The following is a 24,935-nucleotide window of genomic DNA, read 5'->3' on the forward strand; positions in this document are numbered from 1 at the left end:
ATGCCGATCTTCGGCATGATCACTGGGCCAACAGTGCCGCTCCGAGAGCCACTGTCAGTGCGAGCAGTGAAATTCCAGCCACATGCCATTGGCGAAGCGTGCCTTCCGCTTGCTCGATGGTCCTGCCCCAGGCTGGAGCGATCTTCACACACCTGTCCAGAACGACGACGATATCCCCCTCGGGAATATGGGGCAGCCGTCGCACCCAGCGCCACAGCACTCCGGCCAGTATGGCCCCCAACAAAACTGGAAGCAGGGCTTTCCATAGCAGTTCGGGCGCCAAAGGATTGGGCAACATTCCTTCGGGGACCGCGAGGAATAGCGCCCATGGTACGATGAGCGACGCTACGGCGGTCGACAGCCATGGCCAGAACAAGCTCGGCGCCGCTGTCGCCTCGTATTCCGTTGATGCCGTCGTCACCAGGCCTCGCACGAACTGCAGCATGAGCAGCGTCGTGCCGACAGCAGACAGCGTTGCAACCGTGTTGGCGGCTCCGTCCCCGAGCGGTCCGTCGACCACGATTTTTGCCAGGGCACCGCCGGTCAGCGGGAGACCGCCAAGGCCGACGGCAATGATCGCCACAGGGAGAAGGATGGGCAACAGATATCGGCGACCGGTCGCGGCGATCACGCCGACGGAGAGAAACAGCGCGCCTTTGACCAGAACGTGGTTCGCAGAATAGAAGATCGCCGCCAGTGCAGCGCGACCATCTCCGGCGATCATGCCCATACCGATGACGGCCACGATGAATCCCATCTGGCTGACGCTGGAATAGGCCAGCACCACCTTGGGCCTGCGTTGCGTCATTCCAATCACCACCCCGTAAAGCGCCGCGAACAGGCCGGCAGCCGCGAGTAACGTCCCTGCATGGGGCAATGCTATATCGAGGGGGAGAAAGCGGATCATTCCAAGGATGCTTGCCTTGACGGCTGCGCCACTCAGCACTGCGGCTGCCGGCGTCGGCGCTGCCGCATATGCCCGCGGCATCCAGACATGAAACGGAACAAGGCCTGCCTTCATGCCAAAACCTGCGATCAACAGGCCGATGATCAGGTCGCGGTGCGGCGACGTCGGGAGTGCGGCGGCGGCATCGCCGATCAACAGCCCATCGCCGGGAATGTCCATCGCGAGCAGCACGAAGGCGATGAGCAGCAATGTCTCCGCCAGCAGTCCAAGGCCGATATAGAGCGCGCCGGCCCGCCACGCATCGGCTGTTTCGTGCTGGATGATGAGGCCGCAGGCACCGAGCGTCAGCATCGCCAAAAACAAATAGAAACCCACCATGTCGGCAGCGAGAAAGACACCGATGCAACCCGTCAGTGCGGTGAGCCAGCACACGGCGAACCGCCCGCGGTTCGGCCTGCCCTGCAGATACGGTGACGCATAAGCCCCGGCCATGATCCACAGCAGCGCAGCAACGCCGAGTAGCAGTGCCCCGGGAAGATCAAGAGCAAAAGTCAAATGCAGGCGGGCCGGGCCGACGACAAGCGGGGAATCGTCGGAGACAAGGAGCACGGCCACAAATGCAGGAATCGGAGCAAACGCCAGATACGAAGGCATTCGCAGCAATGCCATTGGCCAGAGGCAAGCCAGCAGCATCCCGAGCGGAAAGAGCAAGGCGAAAGCCAGCAAGGGATAGGCCTCTATCATCGCAGCCAAGCCATCGGCGCCTCCGGACGACCAACTTGCAATACATCGATCGGACCGAGCGCCACGAACCCCAGCAGAACCGAGAGCAATGCTAGCCCCAGCACCGCCACTTCCTGATACTTCGGCACCGCGGTGTGCAATGTCAGCGGCGCGCTCGGCGCTCCCATCGCACGCGACAGCACGATGAAGGTATATGCGCTCGTGAGCAGCCCTCCTGCGATGATCACGATTGCCCACCACCACTGCGCCGTTGCAATCGTCGCCTCCAGCAAGAGCCACTTTGCCAGAAAACCACCCGTTGGCGGCAAGCCGATGAGGCATAGGCCACCGAGGCCAAAGGCAAACATCGTCATGGGAAGTGCGCGCGCGATCCCGCCAAGCTCCGAGATCTGGTCGTGCCCAAGCGCGGCATAGACAAGTCCGGCCGCCATGAACATGGCTGCCTTGGCGGTGGCGTGCGAGATGGCCTGAAGCATGCCGCCCGTCAGGGCATCGCCATACTGGAGATGCAACGGGTCGGCAGCGAGCGGAAACATCAGAAACAGATAGCCGATCTGCGCGACCGTCGAATAGGCGATCAGCAGCTTGAGCCGCTTCTGTCGGAGCGCGACAATGTTGCCGCATATGATCGCCGACGCCCCCAGTGCCCCAATGAGTTGGCCGCCGGCCACACTCAAGAGTCCCGGCATGGCATCGAACCAGAGCCGCACGACGAGAAAGAATGATCCCTTCACCACGACTGCCGACAGAACCGCGCTGGCCGCCGCCGGTGCGCCGGCATGCGCCGGCGGAAGCCAGAGATGCAGTGGAAAGAGCGCGGTCTTGGCGAACAGCCCCACCGTCATCAGCGTCGCGGCAGCGAGCGTCGCCGATTCAAGACGCACGCGCTGCGACATCAGGACGATGTCGAGGGTCCCATAGCTGCCATACAGCAAGGCCGTTCCGACCAGATAGAGGATCGAGCCCAGCAGCGCGAAGAGCAGATAGCGCAATGCCGCCTGCAAGGTCTCTGCGCGGCCATCGAGACAGACCAGCGGCACCGCAGCGAAAGTCAGCAGTTCGAGCGCAACGTAAAGTGTGAACAGATCGCCGCCGAGAAAGATCATGTTCATCGCGCCCGAGATCGCCATGAGCATGACCCAGAACACCAACGGCGCGCGGGTTTCAACGGACGCTGCGCGACTGCCGAAACTCGCATGCGCGAACACGCCAATGAGGCAGATCACGATGGCCATTGCCACCATCATCGCGACTGAAAGTCCGTCTGCGCGCAGCGTGATGCCCAGCGGTGGCTGCCAATTACCCACAATGTAGCTCAGCGACGTTTCGCTTTGCCATACTTTCAGAAAGACAATGCATGCCACGCCGAGACCGGCGGGCAACAGAAGCGCGGCAATTCTTCCGACGTGCCGCCCGCCAAGGACAAACGACAACAGGATGCCGACAACCGGCAATACGATGGCCAGAACAAGAAGCGCCCCGTCGGCAGTCGTCGCCTCAAGCGCGGTTGCAGCCGGCATCAGGATTTTTCCTCGCCGGTTTCAGAACTGTCGGAACCGATCGAGGCGCGGTCGGTCTCATCGCCAAGACGCTGCACCAGCGCGATGGCCATGGCCGTCGCCGCGAAGGCGACGACAATCGCGGTGATCACCATCGCCTGAGGGACCGGGTCACCGCCGAGCCCGGCCGCTGCCCCCCGCCTGGCGATCACACCGAACAGCAGAAACACACCACTCCCAAGCAAATTGAATGCAAGGATCTTGCGTAGCGGTTCGGGATTCGTGATGAACCCGTACAGTCCGATGCCCACCAGTGTTGCGCCACACAAGCCGAACAGCGTTGCCGCGTTCATTGCTGTGGTGCCCGTACCGACGGTCCTGCGGCCAGCATGCCAAGCGCCACAGCGATCGACAGCGTGAGAGCGGCTTCCACGGCGACAATCAGCGGTTTGGCGTAGCCCGCCGGGTAAGCCAGAAATGCGTCGGCAAATACCCATCCAGCAAGGCCAATGACAAGGAACAGCACCGGTCCGGTGACGAGCAGACCACGTAGCCAGAGCCGACCGATCGCAGGGGCCCGCTGTAATCCCGCGACAATGACAAGGAGCCACATCGCGGCCAGCACCGTGCCGCCCTGAAAGGCGCCGCCAGGGCCCTTCGCTCCGACCCAGCACATATAGATTCCGAACACGATGCCCACCGGCGGCAAAAGCTGAGCCAGAAAGATCAGCGTGGGATCGGGCCGTGCGTAAACCTGCAAACCTGGCGTTCCACCCCAGGCATGATCTGACGCCAGCGACCAGACCCCGAGCAAAGCGAGCAGCAGGACCACCTTTTCGAGCAGCGTGTCGAGTGCCCGGAACACGAACAGTACGCCGGCAACGGGGTTGCCGAGACCACTCGGCGGCAGGTTTTCCATCACGGTGGGCGCGAGTGTCGGAATAGCCTCCGGCGGATGGAGGATGGCAATGGCAAGACCCGCGACGATCAACGCGCACAATGCACAGGTGGCAAGGCGCGCCGGCCGCGAAATCCGCGGACCATGGACATTCACGGAGCGGGACCGCGCGACGGCGCCGAGCAGCAACAAGCCGGTCATGCCGCCGCCGATCGCGGCCTCTGTCAGCGCCACATCAACGGCGTGGAGCCGGACCCATGCCATGGACAGAAGCAGCCCATAGACGACGAACATGACAACTGCAGCGAATGCCGTGCGCACAAGGATGGCTGAAGCACCGATCGTCAGGATCAGCGCAACGAGAGCAATATCGAAGACGGAGGCGATGCTCATCCGTCTGCTCCGTGGTGGCGTACCGCACCGGCGATCAATTGGGTGACGACCGCCCCGGACAGCTGGACGAGCAGCCAGACGATCACCAATTTGACCGCGAACAGCAGGCTACTCGTCTGCGGCAGCAAGCCCAGAACGATCAGGCCAAGACCGAGATTATCAACCTTGGTCAGCGCGTGCAGACGCGTCAGCGTATCTGGGAAACGCAACAGACCCACCGTGCCCGCAAGGAAGAACAGCGCTCCTGCGGAGACCGCGCAAATGGTCAGGATATCCATGACGAGGCTCATGCGCCCCTCACTCCCCTCTGGCCTCGGATGACGCGCCGGACGCGTCTCTGACGAATGCGACGGCCGCAAACGCCGCGAACAGCGCGAGCATCACAGCAACATCCATGACAGGCGGCGTCTCGGTTGCGACCGCGAGCAGAAGGAGGATGGCGACTCCTCCCGTGCCCAGCAGTTGGACGGCCATCAGGCGGTCCACATCGGCCGATCGCCGAAGAATGGCGAACAGGCCCAGCGCCACCGTCAGCAGCACAAAGACCGAAGCACCCAACAGCAGGCTAGGCATCGGATCTTGCGCCTCCGAGCGCCCGCATGCACAGAGTTTCCTCCATCGACAATTGTTCGACGACGGGCTGCGTCACATCGAGGCAATGAATGGCCAGGCTGCCGTCAATCGAGGTCCCGCACGGAAGCGTGCCCGGCATCAGGCTCATGATCGCGCAAAACGTATTTCGCTTCCTGCCCGGCGGCTGCTGCGCCCGGTAGGTGACGAAGCCTGGCTGCAGCGGCAGTCGTGGGTGAAGCGCCCGCAGCGCAACGTCCGCTCCCGCGACAATCGACTGACGGAGGAAGTGCAGGACGAATCCGGCAAACTTGACCGGACGGAAGCCCCATTGTTCGGCAGGCAGCAGCTTGAGGCTTGCCCAAGTCGCTGCGGCAGCTGCAATCAGACCGGGGCCCACATCGCCGGGATCTCCGCGCGTCAGCGCCAGCCAGAAGCCGAAGAAACCGATAGCGCGGATCACGGCACTGCCGATGGCATCCGACCACCTCGCCGGACTCGCCTCGCCAATATTGCCGGCCTTGATCAAATTCATTGAAGCCACCCTAACGACTGCTGTCCGAGCTCCGCTTTGATTTCTGCTTGCTCTTCGTGTTGTAAACGGGTTGCTGCGGCTCCTCGACGACGATCGGGTGCTGCGGAATCTTCAGACGATCGATGCGCACATCGTCCCGCAAAGCATCCCGGTCCATCCGGTCGCCGCGCTCGACGGAGTCGCGTGGCTCCGCACTGGCGGCGAACGCCGTACAGATGAAGAGAATAGCGGTACCTGCTGCCACAATCGAATTCCGCATGATCGCCTCTTGTGTCCTGATCGCTAAAACGCGAAGTCGAGCCGTGGGCCGATCAGCCAGTCTCTATAGTGACGCAGCGCCACGTTTGAGTTTCGCGCCTCGTAGATGACGTTCGTGGTGAGCGATACGTTGCTGGCGATGTTGTATTTCAGGCCGAGAGACGCCGAATAGATCTGGTCCTGCCGGTCGCGGTTCAAGCCGTCTGTAAACCAGAACGCTTCGATGAAAGGCGTGCTGACGATCGACCATTTCGAATTCAGCTCGACCTCGATGCCAAGCAGCGCATCAGCACGCCAGCGCCTGGCCTCAGCGAGATCGGAGAAACGATAAGTGAGCTGGAGGAGCGGCGAGAGCGTGACATTGTCGATGCTGAAATCGCGCGCGATAGCGCCGGTGACATCGTGGGAGGTGAAGGCGAGATCGCGAAACACGCCGTCGTAGTCATATCTGTTTTCGTAGGTGGCGCTTATTCTCCAGCCATACAGATTCTTCGTCAGCCGCGCGCCCAGACGCGCAATGGCGGCATTGCCGTCATGCTCCCTGGAAAATGCTTCGAACTGAGCACGTGCAAAAATACGGTAGGACAGGTCCGGCGCAAGTTTGCCGTCCAGCCGCAAGCTCACATCGGGCTCATAGTAAAAATCCCCCCGCCGGTCGTCGCGCGAAAACAGGGCATTGGCCGTGTAGGTGGGCGATAGGGATCCAACAACGCTCCACGTCGGGCTCATCGACGTGTACTCGACCTTTCTGAGCTCGGTCAGATCTATGTCGGCAGCTACTGCCCCGCTGGCATAAAGGAAGCTTGTTGCTGCCAGGACAATTCTGGATCCACGCATTGCACACTCCCCAGACAATTACTCTCCGTCGGTCGATGGTGCTGGTTTCGGTATTAACAGTCCCACGATCTCGCTCCCCCGAGCAGAGAATGGTCGATTGCGTTAGTAATCCACGGCATCGCGGATGATCGGGCAGGTCATACAGTGACCACCACCACGGCCACGACCGAGTTCGGCGCCGACGATCGTAATCACCTCGATGCCTTCCTTGCGGAGCAACGTGTTGGTGTAAGTGTTGCGGTCGTAGGCGTAGACGACACCTGGCGATGCGCAAACGAGATTGGCGCCGCTATCCCATTGGGTCCGTTCGCGCTGGTAATCACTGCCACCGGCTTCGACCACGCGGAGCTTCTTGAGACCCAATGCTTCCTCGACAACGCCGACAAACGACTTCTTCTCGGCATGCAACTCGACACCGCTCGGATGATCGCTCGGGCGATAGGAATAGGTACGTGTCTGGTTCATAAAGTCAGGCGCGAGCAGCACGCAGTCGCGGTCGGCGAATGTGAAAACAGTATCGAGATGCATCGCCGCGCGGATCTTGGGCATTGCCGCAACGATGACGCGCTCCGCGGCCTTCTTTTTAAAGAGGGTCGCGGCAAGTTGGCTGATCGCTTGGCGTGAGGTGCGTTCGCTCATGCCGATCAGCACGACCCCCTTGCCGATGGGCATCACATCGCCGCCTTCCAGCGTAGCCAGTCCATGGTCCTCTGTCGGGTCGCCCCACCAGACATTGACGTTGCCGGCAAAATCGGGATGAAACTTGTAGATCGCTGTGGTGAGGATCGTTTCCTCGTGTCGCGCCGGCCAGTACAGCGCGTTGAGAGTGACACCGCCATAGATCCAGCAGGTCGTGTCGCGCGTATAGAGCGTGTTCGGCAGTGGCGGGAGAAGGTATTCAGTCGCCCCCGCGGCCTCCTTCACCATCCTGAGTGCCGCGCCCCCATGTGCTTCGGGAAAGTCATGGGTCGACAGGCCACCGATCAGCGTTTCCGCGAGCTTTCGGTTGTCCAGCCCGGACAGGTAGCTTTTGAGCTCGTCGATGAAGCCAAGGCCAACCTGGTTCGGCACGACCTGATTGTCGAGGATCCAGGCCTTGCCCTCCGGGACTGCCAGCGTCTCGGCGAGCAGGTTATGCATCTCAACGACATCGACGCCGCGGTCCCGCATTTTGGTGACGAAATCGAAGTGGTCGCGCTTCGCATTGTCAACCCAGAGCACATCGTCGAACAGCAACTGATCGCAGTTGGACGGGGTCAGGCGTGTATGGGCAAGACCCGGGGCACAGACCAGGACCTTGCGCAGCTGGCCAACTTCAGAGTGCACACCAAACGGGACTTTTTTTGCGCTGGCCATCATGAACTCCCATCGATTTCCTAGATGCTGATATAGCCGGTGGCGAGACCGTGGATGCCGACTACGCATCCGACGACAGCGACGCCGAACAGGACCCATTCTGCCGGAGTGAAGAGCTGCTTGTTGAGCTCCCTCCGCGTGATGAAATACAGGATCGTGCCGGGCGCATAGATGATGAAGCCAAGCAGCAGAAATTTCATACCGCCGGCGAACAGAAGGAAGATCGTGTAGGCAGTCGCCAGGACAGCGATGATCGTGTCCTTCCGAAGATCGCTTGGATCGGTCTCGTAAGTCTCCTTGCGATAGACCAGCATCAACGCGAACGCCGCCGAGAGGAAATACGGAATCAGCGACAGGTGGCTGCACAGCGAGAGAGCGAAGGTAAAGGCATCGTCGGAAAACAACGTCGCGATGAGAACAGCCTGAACGAGCAATGTGCTCATCAGGAGCGCCATTGACGGAACCTGATTTGCGTTTTCACGTGCCAGGAAGGCCGGCATGTCTTGCCTCTTCGCCGCAACCGACAGCACTTCGGCGGCCATCAGGGTCCAGGCAAGATAGGCCCCGAGCACCGAGATAATCACGCCGATGCCGATGAAGATCGCACCCCAATGACCAACGGCCGCTTCGAGCACGCCGCCAACTGAGGGTTGACGCAGTTGCGCCAGTTCTTCGCGGGGGAGGATGCCGTATGCTAGAATGGACACCGACGCGAACAAGGCCAACACGGCCAAAAATCCCGTCACAGTCGCAATACCGACGTCCTCGCGCCGTTGCGCGAAGCGGGAGTAGTTGCTGGCGCCTTCGATGCCGAGAAACACGAAGACCGTTACCAGCATCGTCGCCTTGATCTGCGCGAAGAGATTTCCGTAGTCCCCGCTTGCACCGCCCCAGAGGTTTCCGACGAACACATCCGGTTTGAAGAAGAAGATCGACAGGACGACGAACAACAGCAGCGGAATGAGTTTGGCAATCGTCACGATCTTGTTGATCGCTGCCGCCTCCTTGACGCCGCGCAGCACAAGGAAATGGAACGCCCAGACACCGACCGACGATAGTGCGATGGCAGTGACCGTATTGCCCTGACCGAGCGCGGGGAACAGCGCGCCGAGCGTCGACTTGATCAAAATCCAGTAGGATACGTTGCCGACGCAAGCACTGGCCCAGTAGCCAAAGGCGGAGAAGAAGCCGACATAGGGCCCGAACCCCTCCCGCGCATAGGCGTAGACGCCCGCATCGAGATCCGGCTTGCGGTTGGCCAATGTCTGAAACACAAATCCCAGCATCAGCATGCCGGCACCAGCGACGGCCCACGCTATCAGCGCACCATAGATGCCGGTGGCCTGCGCAAAATTTCGCGGTATCGAAAACACGCCGGCGCCGACCATCCCGCCGACCACCATGGCCGTGAGCGTCCAAAGCGGCAATTTCTGGTCGCCTGCATTGCTCATGGCCAAAGCACTCCCATGTGCAGAAGCGGTCGGCCTGCGGCAAATGGGACATGCAGGCGACCACCTGCGACCGGGGTCTGCAAGATGCGGCGACGGGATTGAGGAAAGTTTGGCCACGAAGAGCGTGCGCACCGATTGTGTTGCGCAGCCTCACAAGGCGGGCGCAGGAGCCACGCCGGTGCGCGCAAGGCGCGGGCAGATGTAAACAACATCAGGTCCTGCACCGGCGTCCCCTTCCAACATCAACTACTGGAAAGAAGAGCACATTCGGGACGCACCACGATATCGGGTGATGCCCTAGGTTGAAGACCGGGAGTTACCCTAAGTGCCGAAGCGTCCGGCGTGAAACAGATACGATCTGACTATGCTTGCGCCGATCGGAGCGGCCCCGGCGCCCTCTCTTTTCCCCCGAACCATGCCACATACAATGTGGGCAGAAAGATCAGAGTGAGAACCGTCGCAACCAACAGCCCACCCATGATCGCAAAGGCCATCGGGCCCCAGAACACCGTCGGAGCGATCGGTATCATGCCGAGCACGGTCGACACGGCCGTCAGCATGATCGGGCGAAAACGAGAACTCGAGGCATCCAGCGCGGCGTCCCACACGCTTTTCCCTTCATCGCGTTCGGCGTCGATCTGACCGATCAGGATCACCGCATTTTTCGTGATCATGCCGAGCAGTGCGAGAATCCCCAGAATCGCGACGAAACCGAGCGGACGGCCCGACAGCAGAAGGGCGGCGACCACGCCGATGAGCCCAAGGGGCGCGACGCTCAGGACGAGAAACAGCCGCTGAAAGCTCTGGAGCTGGATCATGAGGACCGTAAACATGATCAGTAGCATCACCGGCACAACGGCGATGACCGACGCTTGCGATTTCTGACTTTCTTCGACCGTGCCCCCAACCACGATCCTGTAGGATGCTGGAATGGTCTTCGACAACGCGGCAACGGCCGGCGTCAGCGAGTTGACGACGGATTCCGGAATTGCACCGGCAGTGATATCCGTCTGCACCGTGAGGGTCGGGACACGATCACGCCGCCAGATCAGGGGATATTCCTGCTCGTATTCGAAAGTTGCAAACTGGCTGAGCGAAACCGTCTGCCCGCCTGGCAGCGGAACTTGCAAATTGCGCAAGTTGGGCAACGAGACGCGCTGGTCATCGACCGCGCGCGCAACGATATCGATCAAATAGATATCATCGCGAACCTGGGTGACCGTGGTGCCTGAGATGACCGTATTCAGCACGCCTGCCAGGGCTTGAGAACTCAGCCCGAGCAACCGGGCCTTGTCCTGATTGACCCGAATACGTACCTGCCTTGCCGGCTCGATCCAGTCGAAATTGACGCCATTCGCCTTGGGATTGGCGGCGATGACTTGCGCAAGCTTGAACGCAATTTCGCGCACCATGCCTGCGTCAGGACCACTGACGCGATATTGGACGGGCCAGCCCACCGGCGGCCCAAGCTCAAGAGGCGAGACCCGTGTAATCGCATTGGGAAAATCATCGGCCAGAAGCGTCTCCAGCTTTGCGCGGATACGTTCACGCGCTGCGACATCCTTTGCGACGACCACCGACTGGGTAAAAAAATCATTGGGCAGCTGAACATTGAGCGGAAGGTAGAACCGGATGGCACCGCGGCCCACATAGGTGCTCCAGCGCGCAACGTCCGGGTCGCCCTTCAGGGCGGCATCGAATCTCTGTGCCGCTGTCTGGCTGGCATAGATGGATGCGTTCTGCGGCAGGCTGATATCGACGAGCAACTCCGGACGATCGGACGACGGAAAGAATTGCCGGGGGATGAACGGGAGAAGAAGAAACGAGCCGACGAAAAGAACCAGCGAGAGCGCGATGGTCAGCCATTTCGCCCGCATGGCGAATATCAGGAAGCCGCGATACCACCTGAAAACTCTGCCGGGGGCATCCGTCTTGCGATCCTTCGGCGGCTTGAGGATGACAACGCCCATCAGCGGAGCAAAGATCACGGCAACGAACCAGGAGACGATCAGCGCGATACTGACAACGGCAAAGAGGGAGAACGTGTATTCTCCCGCAGAACTCGCGGCAAAACCGACGGGCACGAAGCCCGCGATGGTCACCAGCGTTCCCGCCAGCATGGCGAATGCATAGGTGCGAAAGGCAAAGCTGGCCGCCTGGACCTTGTCGTCGCCTTCCGCCAGGCGATTCAGGGTAGCATCCGTGGTGGTCATGGCATCATCGACGAGGAGCGCGAGGGCGATAATGAGCGCGCCGAGCGATATGCGCTGCATGTCGATTCCGGCAAGCTTCATGATCGGGAACACGATGGCGAGTGTCAGCGGTATGGACAGCGCAATGATCAGGCCCGGGCGCACGCCGAGGCTGATAAAACTCACCACGAGAATGATCGCAATTGCCTGCAGCAGCGACATCATGAATTCGGAGATGGCGTTCTCGACCGTGACAGCCTGATCGGCAATGAGCTTCGGTTCGATGCCAATCGGAAGATCCGCCGTGATCGCGGCCATCGCCCGCTTGAGACTCTTGCCGAGCGCGAGAATGTCTCCGCCGTCACGCATCGAGATGGCCAGGCCGATGGCTGGCTCGCCGTTGACGCGAAACAAAGGCTGCGGCGGATCGGAATAGCCGCGCGTAATCCGGGCGATGTCACTCAGGCGGATCATGCGCCCGCCAGCAACGAAGTTGATGTCAGCAACATCCTGCTCGGACTGAAATGCGCCGGACACCCGAAGCGATAACGTCTCGTCGCCCGTTTGAATCGTGCCAGCCGGCCTTATGATATTTTGCGTCTGGAGAGCGGACAGCAGTGCGGTGCGGTCGATGCCAAGGCTTGCCAGTTCCTTCATCGAAAATTCAACGAAGATCCGCTCGTCCTGAGCTCCCAGCAACTCGATCTTCGATACGTCGGGGACTAGAAGAAGCTTCGAGCGGACGTCTTCCACATAGTCGCGAAGCGCGCGGTGCGTGAAACCGTCGCTCGTGAAGCCATAGATAATTCCGAACGTATCGCCGAAATCATCGTTAAACCCGGGTCCGACCACCCCTGCCGGCAGCGTATGGCGGATGTCACCAATGTTCTTGCGGACCTGATACCAGGTGTCGGAGACTTGTTTGGCGTTCGCGTTCCCCTGCAGGTTGACGAAGATCGTGGTGACGCCTGCCCGCGTGAAACTGCGCAGGAAGTCCAGATGCGGTGTTTCCTGCAGCTTGCGCTCGAGGCGCTCGGTGACCTGTTTGACGGTCTCCTCAACCGTTGCTCCGGGCCATGCCGCCTGAACGATCATCGTCTTGATGATGAATGACGGGTCCTCGCTGCGACCGAGGCGGAAGTAGGACAGGACACCGAAGATAACGGCAACAATCATGACATAAACCACCAGGGAACGGTGCTTAAGTGCCCATTCCGAGAGGTTGAAGCCGGTCATTGCTCTGACCCAAGAAGACGTATTTTCTGGCCGGGGTGCAGCGCCTGCACACCCGCGGTCACGATGACCTCCCCCGTGTCGAGTCCCTGAGACACCACGACCTGCGCTTGCTCGAAGCGCAAGACGTCCACGTTTCGGATAGAAACCGTGCGACTCGCGAGATCGACAATCCAGACTGCGGGCTGTTGATTGGCCCTCGTCAATGCCGATGCCGGGATCTCGATCATGGGGACGGCATCCATTTCCATGCGCCCCACGACGGTCGCGCCAAGCCGCATGGCCGGCGGCGGATCCGTCAGGCCAACCTTGATTTCAAAGGTGCGCGTGACGGGATCGGCCTGGGCGCCGACCTCACGGACACGACCGTGAGCCGTCACCGCGGGATCGTCCGTCAGGCTGACGGCTATTTGCGGATCGCTCGGTGCCGATCGGAAAAATTGAGCCGGTACGTCAAAGACTGCATCGCGGCCATCTTGCCGCGCCAGCCTGAGAATCATTTGCCCGGCCTGGATAACTTCTCCAGCGCCAGGTCCGACAGCGGTTATGACGCCCGGTGCGTCCACCTTCAGCTCGGTAAAGCTCACCAGATCATGTGCCGTCTTGAGCTGGGCCTCGGCGGCATCGACCTGCGATTGGGCGGTTTGTTGCGCCTGCGTTGCCTGGTCGTAATTGACGCGGGTGGTCCAGCCCTGCGCAAGCAGTGTCTGCTGGCGATCGAAATGATTGCGTGCCTGGGTCAGCTGCCCCTGCGCGGCCGCGACAGCCGCCTGAGCCTGGCGCAACGTGTTCAATTCATTCTGGGATTCAAGCCGCGCCATGACCTGACCGGGCTGCACCCGATCTCCGGTCTTCCCGTTGTTTTCGATCAGTCGGCCCGAGATGCGAAATGCCAGCGCCACCTCGTCTTCCGCTTCGATACGGCCGGTGAATGAAAGCGGAGCGCCCGCAATGCTCTTCGCAACAGTGACTGTACGCACGGGCCGCACGACAGGAGCGGCTTCATCAGACTCTCTGCCGCACGCGGTCAGCAGAAACGCCGGCACAATGGTTAGAATAATTATAATCGTCCGATATCGTGTAACTCGACATAGGGAGGCATGACGCGCATACGCAGGCATGAAGAAACCCTCGCTGAGCAAAATTGCACACCAGATTCGCTGACCACCTCGCAAAAGCAGATAGCTGGCTTTTGCCTGCGTGATCGCCTGCCCGCCAATTCTTCTATGACTCAAACTATTCTGGGGGTGCGGATATCTACCCGGTATCGGGGAAACTACTGATCGCACCAACGATTCTCTGGCGCCGTGCTGACACTCTCAAACCGCAGCAAGATTCAAGCGCTCAGTTGAAGACGATGAGGTTCCTTGTGCAGAGCAAACGCGGCAATTAACTGAAATTACTTCTATTGTTACTTCGTATATTTTGAGACTGAGTACAGTCAGTCGCGACATCGGACGATCTGGCGACATCTTACTTGACGCCGATTCAATCAAGGGTATTTAGTAAGGATAACTTCGCGCAAGAGAACGATGGCATTTAACCTTAGTGGTTACTCGCCACTCGATCCAAGATGCATCGGACTACATGATGGCCCACAAGGCTCAGGTAGACGACTCGTGTCGAATTCACGTTCGGGAAAAGATCGTGGTTCACGACACTTTCAACGGCGCTACTAGTGCACGAACAAAATTGAAACTTGGCAAATCAGGCCCTGGTAAGCAGCTCTTAGCGCTTCAGGAGGATATGCAGCAGCGAATTGCATCAGACCTTCACGATTCGACTTGCCAGCATCTGCTGGCAGCTAGTTTGAATATGATGCGAATGAGGTGCGCCGTTGCTGGCATCGGCAGCGCTATAAAAATTTGCGATGAGATCGACGCGTCGATCTGTGAGGCCCTTAGGGAAATCAGGGCTTTCACCTACCTCCTGCATCCCCAGAATTTGCTCGACGGTGGATTGAAGTCGGCGATCGAGGAGTTTGTGGTGGGGCTTTCATCGCGGACATCGCTGGAAACGCGTCTCAAGATCGATGCCGCGGTCGATGCATTGCCTAACGAAACGCAGCGCTCATTGCTGAGAGTTGTCCAGGAAGCGCTCGCGAACGTCTTCAGGCACGCGAAAGCGACGCAGGTGAATATCTCGGTCAAGGCCACAGACACCAACGTCACGCTTCGGATCAGCGATAATGGCTGCGGAATGCCGATTTCTCAGGCGAGAGATCGCCATAAGGCAGTGCCGCTTGGTGTTGGAATTCCGGCCATGAGAACAAGACTGGATCAGATGGGAGGCACATTTGAGATCCACTCGTCATCCACAGCGGCATGTAGCGGGACAACGGTGTACGCGACTATTCCACGAGCCATCTCGCGCAAAGGAAACAAGCCAGCGGATATCCACCAGGGCGGCCGAGGATCGACGAAGATCCGACCGTCGCATGGCTAAAGGTCAGCTAACGGATTCAACAATCTGACGCTCAGCGAGGGCAACGAACTCCAAGGGCTGGATCTTCTCGATGAAAGTATTTTGCCACCCGTAAGGAAATGACATCGGAGTACTGAGGACCATGAAGCAGATTATGATAGCCGATGATCATGACGCGGTGCGGGCTGGAATTCGTGCAATTCTGGAACGACGTCCGGGATGGGAAGTCGTCGGCGAGGCCCGCGATGGTAAAGAAGCTGTCGCTTGCGCCATCGAAAAGCAGCCGGATGTCGCTATCGTTGATTACTCGATGCCATTCATGACCGGCCTCGAAGTGGCGAGGCGGATGAAGGAGTACAAACTTCCAACAGAGGTGCTTATCTTCACGATGCACGACTCGATCGCGCTCGAACTACAGGCATCTCAAGTTGGCGTTCGCGCATTCCTGCGAAAATCCGATGCCAACAAAATGCTCCTGGCAGCCGTTGAATCACTGATGCATCACAGATCGTTTCATGCTGGCGAGACTTGCGGCACAATGGTCGGATCATCCGACGGAAATATTGGCACAGGCCGATCGCTTTCGCCGCGAGAGAAGACAATCGTTAAACTGGTTGCCGAGGGTTACAGCAACAAGCGTGTAAGCGAGACCTTGAATTTGAGCATCAAGACGACCGAGACCCACCGAGCTGCGGCGATGCGCAAGCTTAACGTAAAATCGACTGCAGGTCTGGTTCGGTACGCCGTACGAAACAATCTAGTAGAAGCGTAATTGCGCAAACATGGTCGACGGCCTTCACGGATTTGGCAGCCGTGACACATATCATTTCGAGGCGGTCGTTCTAGCGAGCTGCTTTCGTCAATTGGATATGGCCAGTGGTTCCAACGAATGGGAACGGCACTGTGAAGCAGATCTTGATTGCAGACGATCATGAAGTCGTGCGATCCGGATTGCGCGCGATCGTCGAAAGCCGTGCGGACTGGGCTGTGAGCGGAGAAGCGAGCGATGGCAGGGCTGCGGTCGCCATGATCAGGGAGTTGAAGCCCGATATAGCAATTGTCGACTATTCCATGCCCGTCCTGAATGGTCTGGAGGTGAGCCGTCAGATCAAGTTGCATTACCCCCGGACGGAGGTGCTCATCCTGACAATGCATGAAAGCAATGAAATCCTCACCGAATCCCTCCTGGCAGGGGTACGAGGCTTCTTGTTAAAGTCAGATGCGCGACATCATCTCATTGCAGCGATCGACGCATTACTCAATCACCGGCCTTACTTCACCGGTGTGGTCGTGGAAAAATTGCTTCACGACTACCTGGCCAGCAAGAAGGACAAATCGAAAGTCCTGCTGTCGTTACGCGAGCAAAACGTTGTTCAGCTGATCGCCGAAGGACACACCAACAAGTCCGTCGGCACGGTACTGAATCTCAGCGTGAAAACTGTCGAAGCCCACCGCGCATCCGCCATGCGCAAACTTGGAGTTTCCTCCACTGCCGAACTGGTCCGGTATGCAATTCGCATGAAACTGATTGGACCCTAGCTGCCATAGAGAGTGTGGGGGACCATGCCTGAGCCGAGAGTGGACCAAGCCATCCTAGCCAAGGACGTTCGAAGTCAGGATCTTCCGACGGCAGGAGCGAACGCCGGCCGGCGGCTGACCCTCGGGGGAGCACTCGTTATTCTGGGTGTTGCCAGCGGCATCTTCCTCGCATGGCGCGCGTCGTCCAGCCTTCTCATCATATTTGCGGCGATCCTGCTTGCATCGTTTCTCGACGCCTGCGCTCGGTCGCTTGGTCGATACATTCCGATCGGGCGCGCGTGGCGGCTAGCCATCGTGATCGTCATCCTGACTGCAGTGATCGTGCTCGGGACAATATGGGGGATTGGAAAAATCCCCGAGCAGGCCCGGATCCTGATGCGCGTCATGGACGCACAACTGGATGTCCTGCAACAACGTCTTCTCGCTTTTGGCGTGGATCTGTTCGGCCCGGACGGAGGGCGCGACTTCTCCCGCTGGTTTCCCGATCACGACAAGCTCTTTGGCCACGCACAATCGGCCGTCGGGACCGCCTCGAGCTTTCTTGCCAATACGCTTGTCATCATATTTCTCGGCCTTCTCTTTTCGCTCGATCCGCAGGCCTATCGCGACGGCGTCGTGTTGCTGGTCAAACCCTCCTCGCGTGAGCGTATGCGCTCTGTTCTGGATGAAATGGGCGCCGTGCTGCGCTCATGGCTCATGGGGCAACTGATCCGGATCGTTCTGATGACCGCCTGCGTGTGGCTGGCGCTCTATTTGCTCGGCCTTCCAAGTGCCTTTCTGCTCGGCCTGCAGGCCGGTCTGTCGAACTTCGTGCCTTATCTCGGCCCGATATTGGCCAGTATCCCCGTGGGATTGGTCGCAATGCCGCTTGGTCCCTCGATGGTGATCTGGGCCATCGGAATCTACACCGTTATTCAATCCATCGAGGGCTATGTGATCGGCCCGCTCATTCAGCGGCGCGCGGTGGAGCTGCCGCCCGCATGGACGCTGGTCGCCATCGTCCTGCTCGGCTCTCTATTCGGCGTCCTGGGAATTGCGCTTGCGATGCCGCTATTCGCGATCGGGCGCGTCGCCGTTCTTCGGCTCTATGTAGAGGACTGTCTGGGAGATAACCTGAACGACGGTCCTCACCTTAGATAGGCGCGGGAAGCTCCGACTAGATGGAAATATTGCCCATCGCAAGATTGTAGAGGCCAGCAGCGGCTGCCACGAGGATCGCTCCGAACAGGATTCCCTCGGCAGACGCAAAGACCGTTGCTTTCTGCTCCCGCCGCGCGATCACGAACAGGATCGTGACCGGCGCATAGAGAAGCGCCGAAAGCAGCAGGAAGGTGGGACCGCCTGCGTAAATCATCACAGCCGCGTAAATCGTGGCAAGCGCACCGCGCACCCAGTCAATAGCGCGGCTGCGCGGCTCCGTCTGATATGTTTCCCCGGTCCATGCGAGTTTAAGCCCGTATGCAGCGACGAACAGATAGGGAATGAGCGTCATCGAGCTCGTCATCTTCAATGCCAGCGTGAAGGCATATTCAGCAAAATAGGTCACGAGCAGGAAAAGCTGGATCAGGCAGTTGGTAAGCCACAGCGCCCCTGCGGGTACCTTGTTGACGTTCTCGCGCGTGAGGAAGCGCGGCATCGTGCCATTGACAGCCGCGGAATGGAGAACCTCGGCGGCGAGCAATGACCAGGATAGATAATTTCCAAGCACGGAGATCAGCAGGCCGATGCTGATGAATACCTTGCCCCAAGGCCCAACGATCGCTTCCAATACGCCCGCCATCGAGGGCGTCGCGAGCGCGCTCAGCTCCGGGCGCAGCAGAATTCCATAGGACAGCATGGTGACCAGGACAAGCAAAGCGAGCACACCGAGAAAACCCAGAACCGTCGCGATCCCGACATCATTGCGGTCCCTTGCATAGCGCGAGTAGACGCTTGCTCCTTCGATCCCCACAAACACGAATACGGTGACGAGCATCGTGTTGCGAACCTGGCTCGACACACTGGCAAAGCTCGGCTCCTCACCGCCCCAGAAATTGAGCGCGAAGACGTCGGCCTTGAACGCAAAAGCGGCAACGACGATGAACAGGAGTATCGGTATCATCTTCGCGAATGTCGCAACCGTATTGAGCGCAGCAGCTTCCTTGATGCCCCGGAGGATAAGGATATGAACGCTCCAGAGCAGCAACGAAGCGGCCACGATCGCAACGGGCGTGGTGCCATCCCCAAACACCGGAAAGAACTGTCCCAATGTCGCTTTGATCAGCACAAGACACGCAACATCGGCAAGGCAGCATCCGATCCAGTAACCGGCCGCAGATGCAAAGCCGGCATAGTCACCGAAGCCAGCTTCAGCATAGGCGAAAATGCCCGTATCGAGATCGGGCCGACGCCGGGACAGCGTCTGAAAGACGAAAGCGAGCATCAGCATTCCGGTGCCGGCGATGCACCAGGCAATCAGGGCGCCGAGACCGCCCGTGGCGCGACCGAATGCCGATGGTAATGCAAAGATCCCGGAGCCGACCATCGAGCCGACCACGAGCGCAATCAACGCGCCACGCGAGAGCTTCTGATCGGATGGATTGGATGATGTTCCCATTTTTCTATTGAACCTGACGCTCGAAGACGATCGGTCGAATGAAGAAGGACCGGTATTGGCGCAGCAATAGGAGGGCACCGTTTCCGGGTCCCTCCGAGATCATTCCGGCTATCCGTTTGCACCTTCTGCAGTCGACAACACGGTGTCGTCCTCATCGAGCAGAACAGCCGCCCTGGAAAGCCGGTCAAAGAGTTTTCTGCGAGCTGCAACGGGTGGCCAGGCGTAAAGAAAGATTTCCGAAGGCTTCCAGATCGCAACCCAGCCCAGAATAAGAAAGCTCTCTGACAGAACCCTTGAAAACGGTCCCTCCGTCATTCGCTGAGCGAAGACCCAGCCGAGCAAGAGGCAAATGAAAAGGACCACCATTCCGACGACGAGTGACAGCCGGCCGGTCTTGAATAACTCGCTCAGTTCACGTGAGACGGCCTGGCTTCGAAGGCCAAAGTAGTATCTGACCGCGGCTGCGATATCGGATACATGCGTTTTCCGCAGTTCTTCAGGCGGCAGATAGATGACGATTTCAATTGGGACACGGTCGGAAAACTCCAGCGCGCGATCAACGATATAATCTTCAGCCTGTAGCGCGAGATCAGTCTCGCGGAACGGAGACGGATCGAGCGTATCGAAGAGCTGCGATACCTTGCGAAGCTTCATTTCTATTCGCCCGACTTGTGCCCCTTCGGTCGAACGGTTTCTCATAGCCTTTCTCGATCGTCTTCGAGCAACACAGCGTGCTGGCGCGGCATCGCTCAAAGCAGTTTCTCCACCGCGTTGGGGCGCTCGCTGCACTTTTGTCACTGCGCGGCCGTCGCATGGAATGTCCGACGGGGCGAGCTGTCCCAACAGACCATTGACGCTACCACCAATACAATCAGGTGTTTCCCCTAGGGCGAGATGCAGGATCCAGATTAGGGAACGCCGATTGCGCCCGCACTTGTTGCGTCCGGCGACGCCTCACCCCGGCTGGAAACGAATGGCACCTGCGAACTCATCGGCAAATCTCCTAGGTCCCCTAAGGTGATCATCCGATATCGCATCGGCCTCACAGAAGCATAGGCTAGCTTTTTGAAGGAGGCCGCGCCGTTTCGGTGTTCGCGACAGCGGACAGAATTACGACTGGATCGTCGATGAGTGAACTGGACCTGCCGCCGAGCCGGGATACTGAGGACATTCGCTTCAGAACGAGAAGCATTGTCCTCAGGCAGTTCCCCTTTCTTGCCATTCTCGCGCTGGCAATTGCAGGCGTGGCCTATACGAATTTTTCAGGCAAACCGCTCATTGGCTATTGGGAGTTCCTCGCCCTCGCAATTGGTGTTGTATGCGTCGTGACTGAATGGACCGAGCTCGACGACAGGCAGGCCCGGGTTCGACTGGTATGGACCCAAGCGCTTCACTGGATCGCTGTTCTTGTTACGATGAACATCATGCTGCTGGCAGGCGTTCAACAGCTTCTGCCTGCGCCTGCGACGAGTCTCGTGCTTTTGATGTTGCTGGCGCTTGGCACTTTTCTCGCCGGCCTGAACCTTATGTCGCTGCAAATGGGCTTTCTCGGCCTCTCAATGGCTCTGGCAGTTCCCGCGATCTCCTGGATCAAGCAATCGGCGCTCTTTCTGATTTTGGTTGTGGTCTTCGTGATCGGCCTTGCCATGGCTTTCTGGTCGCTCCGGACGGATACGCGTCGACCTGAGCGAACGGCGTCTTCACGGCCCGCCTCGCCGGGCGATCCGGTTGCCGATCACAAAGACACATCGGACGAAGATACATCGGACATCGAAGCAGCTCGCCGGCGCCTTGGGCTAAGCGACGATTAGCGGATCTGACAAACCAGGAAGCTGCGTTAGGCCGCATGGAGATGCGCAGCTTTCTCATTTAAGAGTTTCCGTTCGGAGCGATCCTCAACAGGAGATATCATGAAACGCTTTATTGCTGCGGCAGGTTCAGGGGTGATTTTCTTGTGCGCTGCGTTCTCCGCGACTGCAGACCCTCGCGACTCCGTCGAGCGTGGTCAAAGGCTGGATTCTGAAGCCATTCGGGACGATGTCCGCACCAACCGCCTGAAGACACCAGCGTCACCGCTCAACGTCGAACAACCGCGGCAACCTCAAGGACAGACACTGCACCGCAGAGGGCGACCACGCTTGCACGCCATGCCGCGACCTCCGAGCGAGCGACAATTGCGGCTGCGCCGGCAACAAAAATCAGTTCAGTGACGCTAGCGTAACGTCAGCGTCGCTATGCCCGCGGCAAGGCTCACACCGATCTGGCGCTCAAGCGACAGTGGCTGGAGCATCACGGTCCTGCGAGATCCCCCGATCAGAACATTAGCGCCCAGACCCGGGCCAAACGCAACGCTGCCACTCGCGCCGACGTAATTTCCACGGAGCGTGCCCCGGCCGACCTGTGAGTTTCGGGCGAAGACCCGCCAGACCAGCGCGCTCGACGGAGTCACCCCGAGATCCAGGCCGATACGGCGCACCGTTCCCTCATAGATGTACTGCCGTGACGCATTTCGCACCCTGAACACGCATCGCAGCGTCTGACGCGAGCCGATAATCAGGCCAATCCGGGGATTGCTCATACATGTCAGCGTTCCTGCCCTGAATGCGGCAGAGGAAGCCGGCAGCGATGAAACGCAAAGCAAAAGGGATGCACCGAAAAGTCCAAGCAGGGCCTTCTTGATCATGGGAGCCTCCACTTTCTGCGCGAGAATGAATATGGCAGTGGCTATTCAGCACCGCAAGTTCGTCACGTCAGACACAACTCACAAGCTGATTCGATTTCGATTCGAATAGTTACGACGCGGTTCGGCGCGATCGTTCTGGTCGAGCCATTTCCGCAGAAGATTGCGCGTGACAGCGTTACTTGATCGATGAGCTGGCGGTCGTATTCCCCACCGCATCCGCACGGTCACGCGCGCCCGCCAGCACGTCGATCCGCTCCGGCTCAAGCAAGCAAAGCTGCTCATCCGGCCCTGCCGCAAGCCTGTGAATATAGAAGTGCGTGCTCGTCGCATCAGCAGCGGCCATGACCGGTGACGGCGCCGAAATAACCTTCAGTGCGCCAAAGGTGCCGATCCAGTCGATATGGCGATGCCCGTGCATGACGACGGCCCGATCAGCAAAGGCCTTCAGCCGACGTACAAACCAGCTGCCGTTGATCACAGCCGTGCCGATGCGTTCAGCGAACGCAGTCACTGGCATCGGATACTCCATCAGGTGATGGTGCAATCCGATTATCCAACGCGCTTTCGGGAACTGAGCGATAAAGGCCTCCAGCCGGCGGGTCTGCTCGATCGAGACGAGGCCAAGTGCATTGGTGAAGGAGAAATGTGTTTCAGCATTGGAATTGAGCAGCGCTATGCCGAGTCCATTCTCCTCCAGAGGCGGAACCACCATCGGATACAAGTCATCGAAGACCCCACGTAACCGCGCTGCACGCTGCAGACCACCGAGATCCGCGAAATCGGCCATCTGACGGCGATACGGCGCCAGCACGTCGTTGAGTGTCGTTGTATGACCTTTTCCGTCTTTCACAACAAACGCGCGATCGCCCTGAATGGCAGCGATGGCCGAAAGCGTGCGGACCTGCCGCAGCCGTTTACCCGGGCTGAACGGGAGATCCAGCCGTGCCGGATTCGCCCGGTCCACGATATTGATGTCGTGATTTCCGGGCAGTACAAACATGCGCGCAGCGAGGTCCGGGTATCGCGACAGGACGTCCAGAAACTCCGCCCATTCAGTCGCCCGTCCGGCATCGGTCATATCGCCGCTGACAAGCACATGGTCGAGCGGATCAACGGCGTGAATGGCGGCTAGCCGCGCCATCACCTGCTGCAGACGCTCATTTCCCTGCGGTCCGGCACGCCCGCTTTCAATGCGAAAACCATATCGTTCGCCGACCACATGGAGGTCCGACAAATGAGCCACACGCCAGATCCTGGCATGCGCCGGCGCTGCATCGAACGCGACAATGTCCACCGGCTGCGCCATACGGGCATCGGCCAGACCCCAGACAAGCGATGCGCCGGCAAGATAGCCGCATATCAAGACTGCGGCATTTGCCAGCGTTGGAATGATCAAACGATGAGGAACACCAAGATCTTCAAGGCCTCCTGTCCAGCGCGAGGCTGGCCACGCCCAGATTGCCGCCGCCACGGCACAAATGGAGATGGCGATTCCTGCCGCGGCCGAATTCACCGCGCGCAAGCGCGCTCTTCCACGCACGGTCAGATGTCTCCCCAGCATCTTCTCCGTCAGATGCTGCAAGCCCTCGCGGCCGAGAACATATCCAGGCTGGACAGCAAGCGCATTAAGAGACCAGAAGTTGGTCTCGGCGACCCGAAACAGAGGCTTCCAGCCGATCCAGCCCAGCGCGACGATTCCGATTGCCACCAGCACCGCGCCGATCTCCGTCAGGACGAGAACCTTGTCCGACAGAGTTGAGAGCCAGGCAGAGGCGACCAATGCCGCGAGGCCCAACGACACCGCTGGCAATAACAACGATACCGTCCAGGCAAACAGGAGCTTCGGCAGACTGACTTCAACAAGCAGGCTCCCGGCCATCGAGAGCAGGGTTCGCTGTTCAGGACTGGCGGCATCGTCCTCGATATCGCCCCTACGCGGGTCGATCGTTTCCCTGTTCCACTCCTTCGTTGGCTCGTCGTCTCCCGCATCCCCTCTCTTCATGGCATCGCCTCTTGTGAGCAGGCATGTTCCTGTCACCAGAGTGACGCTATCATATCTTCGACGACATCCGCGCGCGTCAGGGTTTGACCCGATGCAACATCACCGCTCGTATGATGTAATTACCGAAGCATGGCGAGAGATGAGCGCGGCAAATAGAGACAGGTCACTGAAAATATCACTCAATTTCTCAAACATGTTGCGGCATGCAGATCTAATTAGGCGGTTCAAGACTTCTGAAAATTGAGACAGCGAGGCATACCCATATCGAGCGCATCTTCCCGTTCTGATTGACGGACTACGCCTTTGGTAATATCCATTCGCCCCGTGCGATATCAAAAATCAGGCTGATAAAAAGCCGGAACGGAGTCCCATGGACTCGCAATCGATCGCAACACAGGCTGAACGGCCTGATGTCCCGACTGGGCAATCGACCTGGTCGGAGACTGTTCAAGGGCTGGCGCCTGAAACCCGTCGCCGCTTCACAACAGCTTTCATGGGTGAACTATCATTCGCGGCCGCCATTTGCGGGCCCATGCACGTCCGCGCCTCACCGTTGATCTTCCGATGCCGTCGCCATTCGGAGTCGCTACGATTATCGGCTCTGCCGTGCAGTTCCGGTTCCTCCTTATATCCCTGACGTTCCTTTTCTATTCTTGAAAGGAGAAGTTCTATGGAAGCGATGGATCGGCGAAACCTCTTGCAGGGCCTTCTGTTCAGCGCGGTCGCCACGGGGCTTGGCACGAGCGTCTTTCTGACGACTGCCAAGGCCGCGCCAATCCCGCTGCAGAAAGACCTTGCCAACAAGTTGGAGCCGCTCA

The 24,935-nt window shown here is 59.1% G+C and carries 23 protein-coding genes; 6 read left to right on the forward strand and 17 right to left on the reverse strand.

Annotation, left to right across the window (positions count from 1 at the left end):
• Nucleotides 1–19 precede the first annotated feature (19 nt).
• The 13 genes from AB8A50_RS19335 to AB8A50_RS19395 form a co-directional block, all read right to left on the reverse strand.
• The gene (locus AB8A50_RS19335) at nucleotides 20–1,633 is read right to left on the reverse strand and encodes a proton-conducting transporter transmembrane domain-containing protein (protein ID WP_439078625.1); all 1,614 of its coding nucleotides are present in this window, start codon (nucleotides 1,631–1,633) and stop codon (nucleotides 20–22) included.
• A gap of 14 nt (nucleotides 1,634–1,647) precedes the next feature.
• A complete protein-coding gene (locus AB8A50_RS19340; protein WP_439078626.1) occupies nucleotides 1,648–3,171 on the reverse strand; it encodes a complex I subunit 5 family protein in 1,524 nt (507 codons plus the stop codon).
• Nucleotides 3,171–3,503, reverse strand: coding sequence for an NADH-quinone oxidoreductase subunit K (locus AB8A50_RS19345; RefSeq protein WP_439078627.1), 333 nt, complete (start codon nucleotides 3,501–3,503; stop codon nucleotides 3,171–3,173). The genes AB8A50_RS19340 and AB8A50_RS19345 overlap by 1 nt, the downstream gene beginning before the upstream one ends.
• Entirely contained in the window at nucleotides 3,500–4,441 is a 942-nt protein-coding gene (locus AB8A50_RS19350) for a hydrogenase subunit MbhD domain-containing protein (RefSeq protein WP_439078628.1), read from the reverse strand. The genes AB8A50_RS19345 and AB8A50_RS19350 overlap by 4 nt, the downstream gene beginning before the upstream one ends.
• Nucleotides 4,438–4,731, reverse strand: a complete 294-nt coding sequence (locus AB8A50_RS19355; RefSeq protein ID WP_093757580.1) for a monovalent cation/H(+) antiporter subunit G — start codon at nucleotides 4,729–4,731, stop codon at nucleotides 4,438–4,440. The genes AB8A50_RS19350 and AB8A50_RS19355 overlap by 4 nt, the downstream gene beginning before the upstream one ends.
• A 7-nt stretch (nucleotides 4,732–4,738) precedes the next feature.
• On the reverse strand, nucleotides 4,739–5,014 hold the full coding sequence (locus tag AB8A50_RS19360; RefSeq protein ID WP_089263539.1) for a monovalent cation/H+ antiporter complex subunit F: 276 nt from the start codon (nucleotides 5,012–5,014) through the stop codon (nucleotides 4,739–4,741).
• Nucleotides 5,007–5,546 (reverse strand): Na+/H+ antiporter subunit E, encoded by a 540-nt coding sequence (locus AB8A50_RS19365; RefSeq protein ID WP_439065261.1) that lies wholly within the window; start codon nucleotides 5,544–5,546, stop codon nucleotides 5,007–5,009. The genes AB8A50_RS19360 and AB8A50_RS19365 overlap by 8 nt, the downstream gene beginning before the upstream one ends.
• Before the next feature lie 10 nt (nucleotides 5,547–5,556).
• Nucleotides 5,557–5,805 (reverse strand): hypothetical protein, encoded by a 249-nt coding sequence (locus tag AB8A50_RS19370; RefSeq protein WP_439065262.1) that lies wholly within the window; start codon nucleotides 5,803–5,805, stop codon nucleotides 5,557–5,559.
• A gap of 23 nt (nucleotides 5,806–5,828) precedes the next feature.
• Complete coding sequence (locus AB8A50_RS19375) at nucleotides 5,829–6,641, reverse strand: outer membrane beta-barrel protein (RefSeq protein WP_439068658.1); 813 nt, start codon at nucleotides 6,639–6,641, stop codon at nucleotides 5,829–5,831.
• A 102-nt stretch (nucleotides 6,642–6,743) separates the two neighbouring features.
• Nucleotides 6,744–7,997, reverse strand: coding sequence for an arginine deiminase (gene arcA / locus AB8A50_RS19380; protein WP_244528053.1), 1,254 nt, complete (start codon nucleotides 7,995–7,997; stop codon nucleotides 6,744–6,746).
• A gap of 20 nt (nucleotides 7,998–8,017) precedes the next feature.
• Nucleotides 8,018–9,448 carry a basic amino acid/polyamine antiporter gene (locus AB8A50_RS19385; RefSeq protein ID WP_068729654.1) on the reverse strand — a complete coding sequence of 477 codons (1,431 nt, stop codon included), beginning with the start codon at nucleotides 9,446–9,448 and terminating at the stop codon, nucleotides 8,018–8,020.
• 362 nt (nucleotides 9,449–9,810) lie between these two features.
• Entirely contained in the window at nucleotides 9,811–12,876 is a 3,066-nt protein-coding gene (locus AB8A50_RS19390) for an efflux RND transporter permease subunit (protein ID WP_439078629.1), read from the reverse strand.
• Nucleotides 12,873–13,994 (reverse strand): efflux RND transporter periplasmic adaptor subunit, encoded by a 1,122-nt coding sequence (locus AB8A50_RS19395; protein WP_439078630.1) that lies wholly within the window; start codon nucleotides 13,992–13,994, stop codon nucleotides 12,873–12,875. The genes AB8A50_RS19390 and AB8A50_RS19395 overlap by 4 nt, the downstream gene beginning before the upstream one ends.
• Before the next feature lie 526 nt (nucleotides 13,995–14,520).
• Here AB8A50_RS19395 and AB8A50_RS19400 point away from each other — a divergent pair.
• The 4 genes from AB8A50_RS19400 to AB8A50_RS19415 all read left to right on the forward strand — a co-directional run bounded on the left by AB8A50_RS19400 (nucleotide 14,521) and on the right by AB8A50_RS19415 (nucleotide 17,976).
• Complete coding sequence (locus tag AB8A50_RS19400) at nucleotides 14,521–15,318, forward strand: sensor histidine kinase (RefSeq protein ID WP_439078631.1); 798 nt, start codon at nucleotides 14,521–14,523, stop codon at nucleotides 15,316–15,318.
• A gap of 121 nt (nucleotides 15,319–15,439) precedes the next feature.
• Nucleotides 15,440–16,069: a response regulator transcription factor gene (locus AB8A50_RS19405; protein WP_439078632.1), complete on the forward strand. Its 630-nt coding sequence runs from the start codon at nucleotides 15,440–15,442 to the stop codon at nucleotides 16,067–16,069.
• A 131-nt stretch (nucleotides 16,070–16,200) separates the two neighbouring features.
• A complete protein-coding gene (locus AB8A50_RS19410; RefSeq protein WP_093757590.1) occupies nucleotides 16,201–16,836 on the forward strand; it encodes a response regulator transcription factor in 636 nt (211 codons plus the stop codon).
• 24 nt (nucleotides 16,837–16,860) lie between these two features.
• On the forward strand, nucleotides 16,861–17,976 hold the full coding sequence (locus AB8A50_RS19415) for an AI-2E family transporter (RefSeq protein ID WP_439080003.1): 1,116 nt from the start codon (nucleotides 16,861–16,863) through the stop codon (nucleotides 17,974–17,976).
• Nucleotides 17,977–17,992: 16 nt separating this feature from the next.
• Here the strand turns inward: AB8A50_RS19415 and AB8A50_RS19420 are convergent, their stop codons facing one another.
• Nucleotides 17,993–19,432, reverse strand: a complete 1,440-nt coding sequence (locus AB8A50_RS19420) for a basic amino acid/polyamine antiporter (protein ID WP_439078633.1) — start codon at nucleotides 19,430–19,432, stop codon at nucleotides 17,993–17,995.
• 108 nt (nucleotides 19,433–19,540) lie between these two features.
• Entirely contained in the window at nucleotides 19,541–20,086 is a 546-nt protein-coding gene (locus AB8A50_RS19425) for a hypothetical protein (RefSeq protein ID WP_439078634.1), read from the reverse strand.
• A 473-nt stretch (nucleotides 20,087–20,559) separates the two neighbouring features.
• On the opposite strand from AB8A50_RS19425, the gene AB8A50_RS19430 reads away from it, so the two are divergent.
• Both AB8A50_RS19430 and AB8A50_RS19435 read left to right on the forward strand, forming a co-directional pair.
• Nucleotides 20,560–21,243 (forward strand): hypothetical protein, encoded by a 684-nt coding sequence (locus AB8A50_RS19430; protein WP_439078635.1) that lies wholly within the window; start codon nucleotides 20,560–20,562, stop codon nucleotides 21,241–21,243.
• A gap of 99 nt (nucleotides 21,244–21,342) precedes the next feature.
• Nucleotides 21,343–21,642 (forward strand): hypothetical protein, encoded by a 300-nt coding sequence (locus tag AB8A50_RS19435; protein WP_439078636.1) that lies wholly within the window; start codon nucleotides 21,343–21,345, stop codon nucleotides 21,640–21,642.
• 2 nt (nucleotides 21,643–21,644) lie between these two features.
• On the opposite strand, the gene AB8A50_RS19440 is transcribed toward AB8A50_RS19435, so the two are convergent.
• On the reverse strand, nucleotides 21,645–22,115 hold the full coding sequence (locus AB8A50_RS19440; protein ID WP_439078637.1) for a DUF992 domain-containing protein: 471 nt from the start codon (nucleotides 22,113–22,115) through the stop codon (nucleotides 21,645–21,647).
• A gap of 175 nt (nucleotides 22,116–22,290) precedes the next feature.
• The gene (locus tag AB8A50_RS19445) at nucleotides 22,291–24,117 is read right to left on the reverse strand and encodes a metallophosphoesterase family protein (RefSeq protein WP_439078638.1); all 1,827 of its coding nucleotides are present in this window, start codon (nucleotides 24,115–24,117) and stop codon (nucleotides 22,291–22,293) included.
• Nucleotides 24,118–24,935: the final 818 nt, after the last annotated feature.

Source organism: Tardiphaga sp. 841_E9_N1_2, from assembly GCF_051811065.1.
Taxonomy (GTDB): Bacteria; Pseudomonadota; Alphaproteobacteria; order Rhizobiales; family Xanthobacteraceae; genus Tardiphaga; species Tardiphaga robiniae.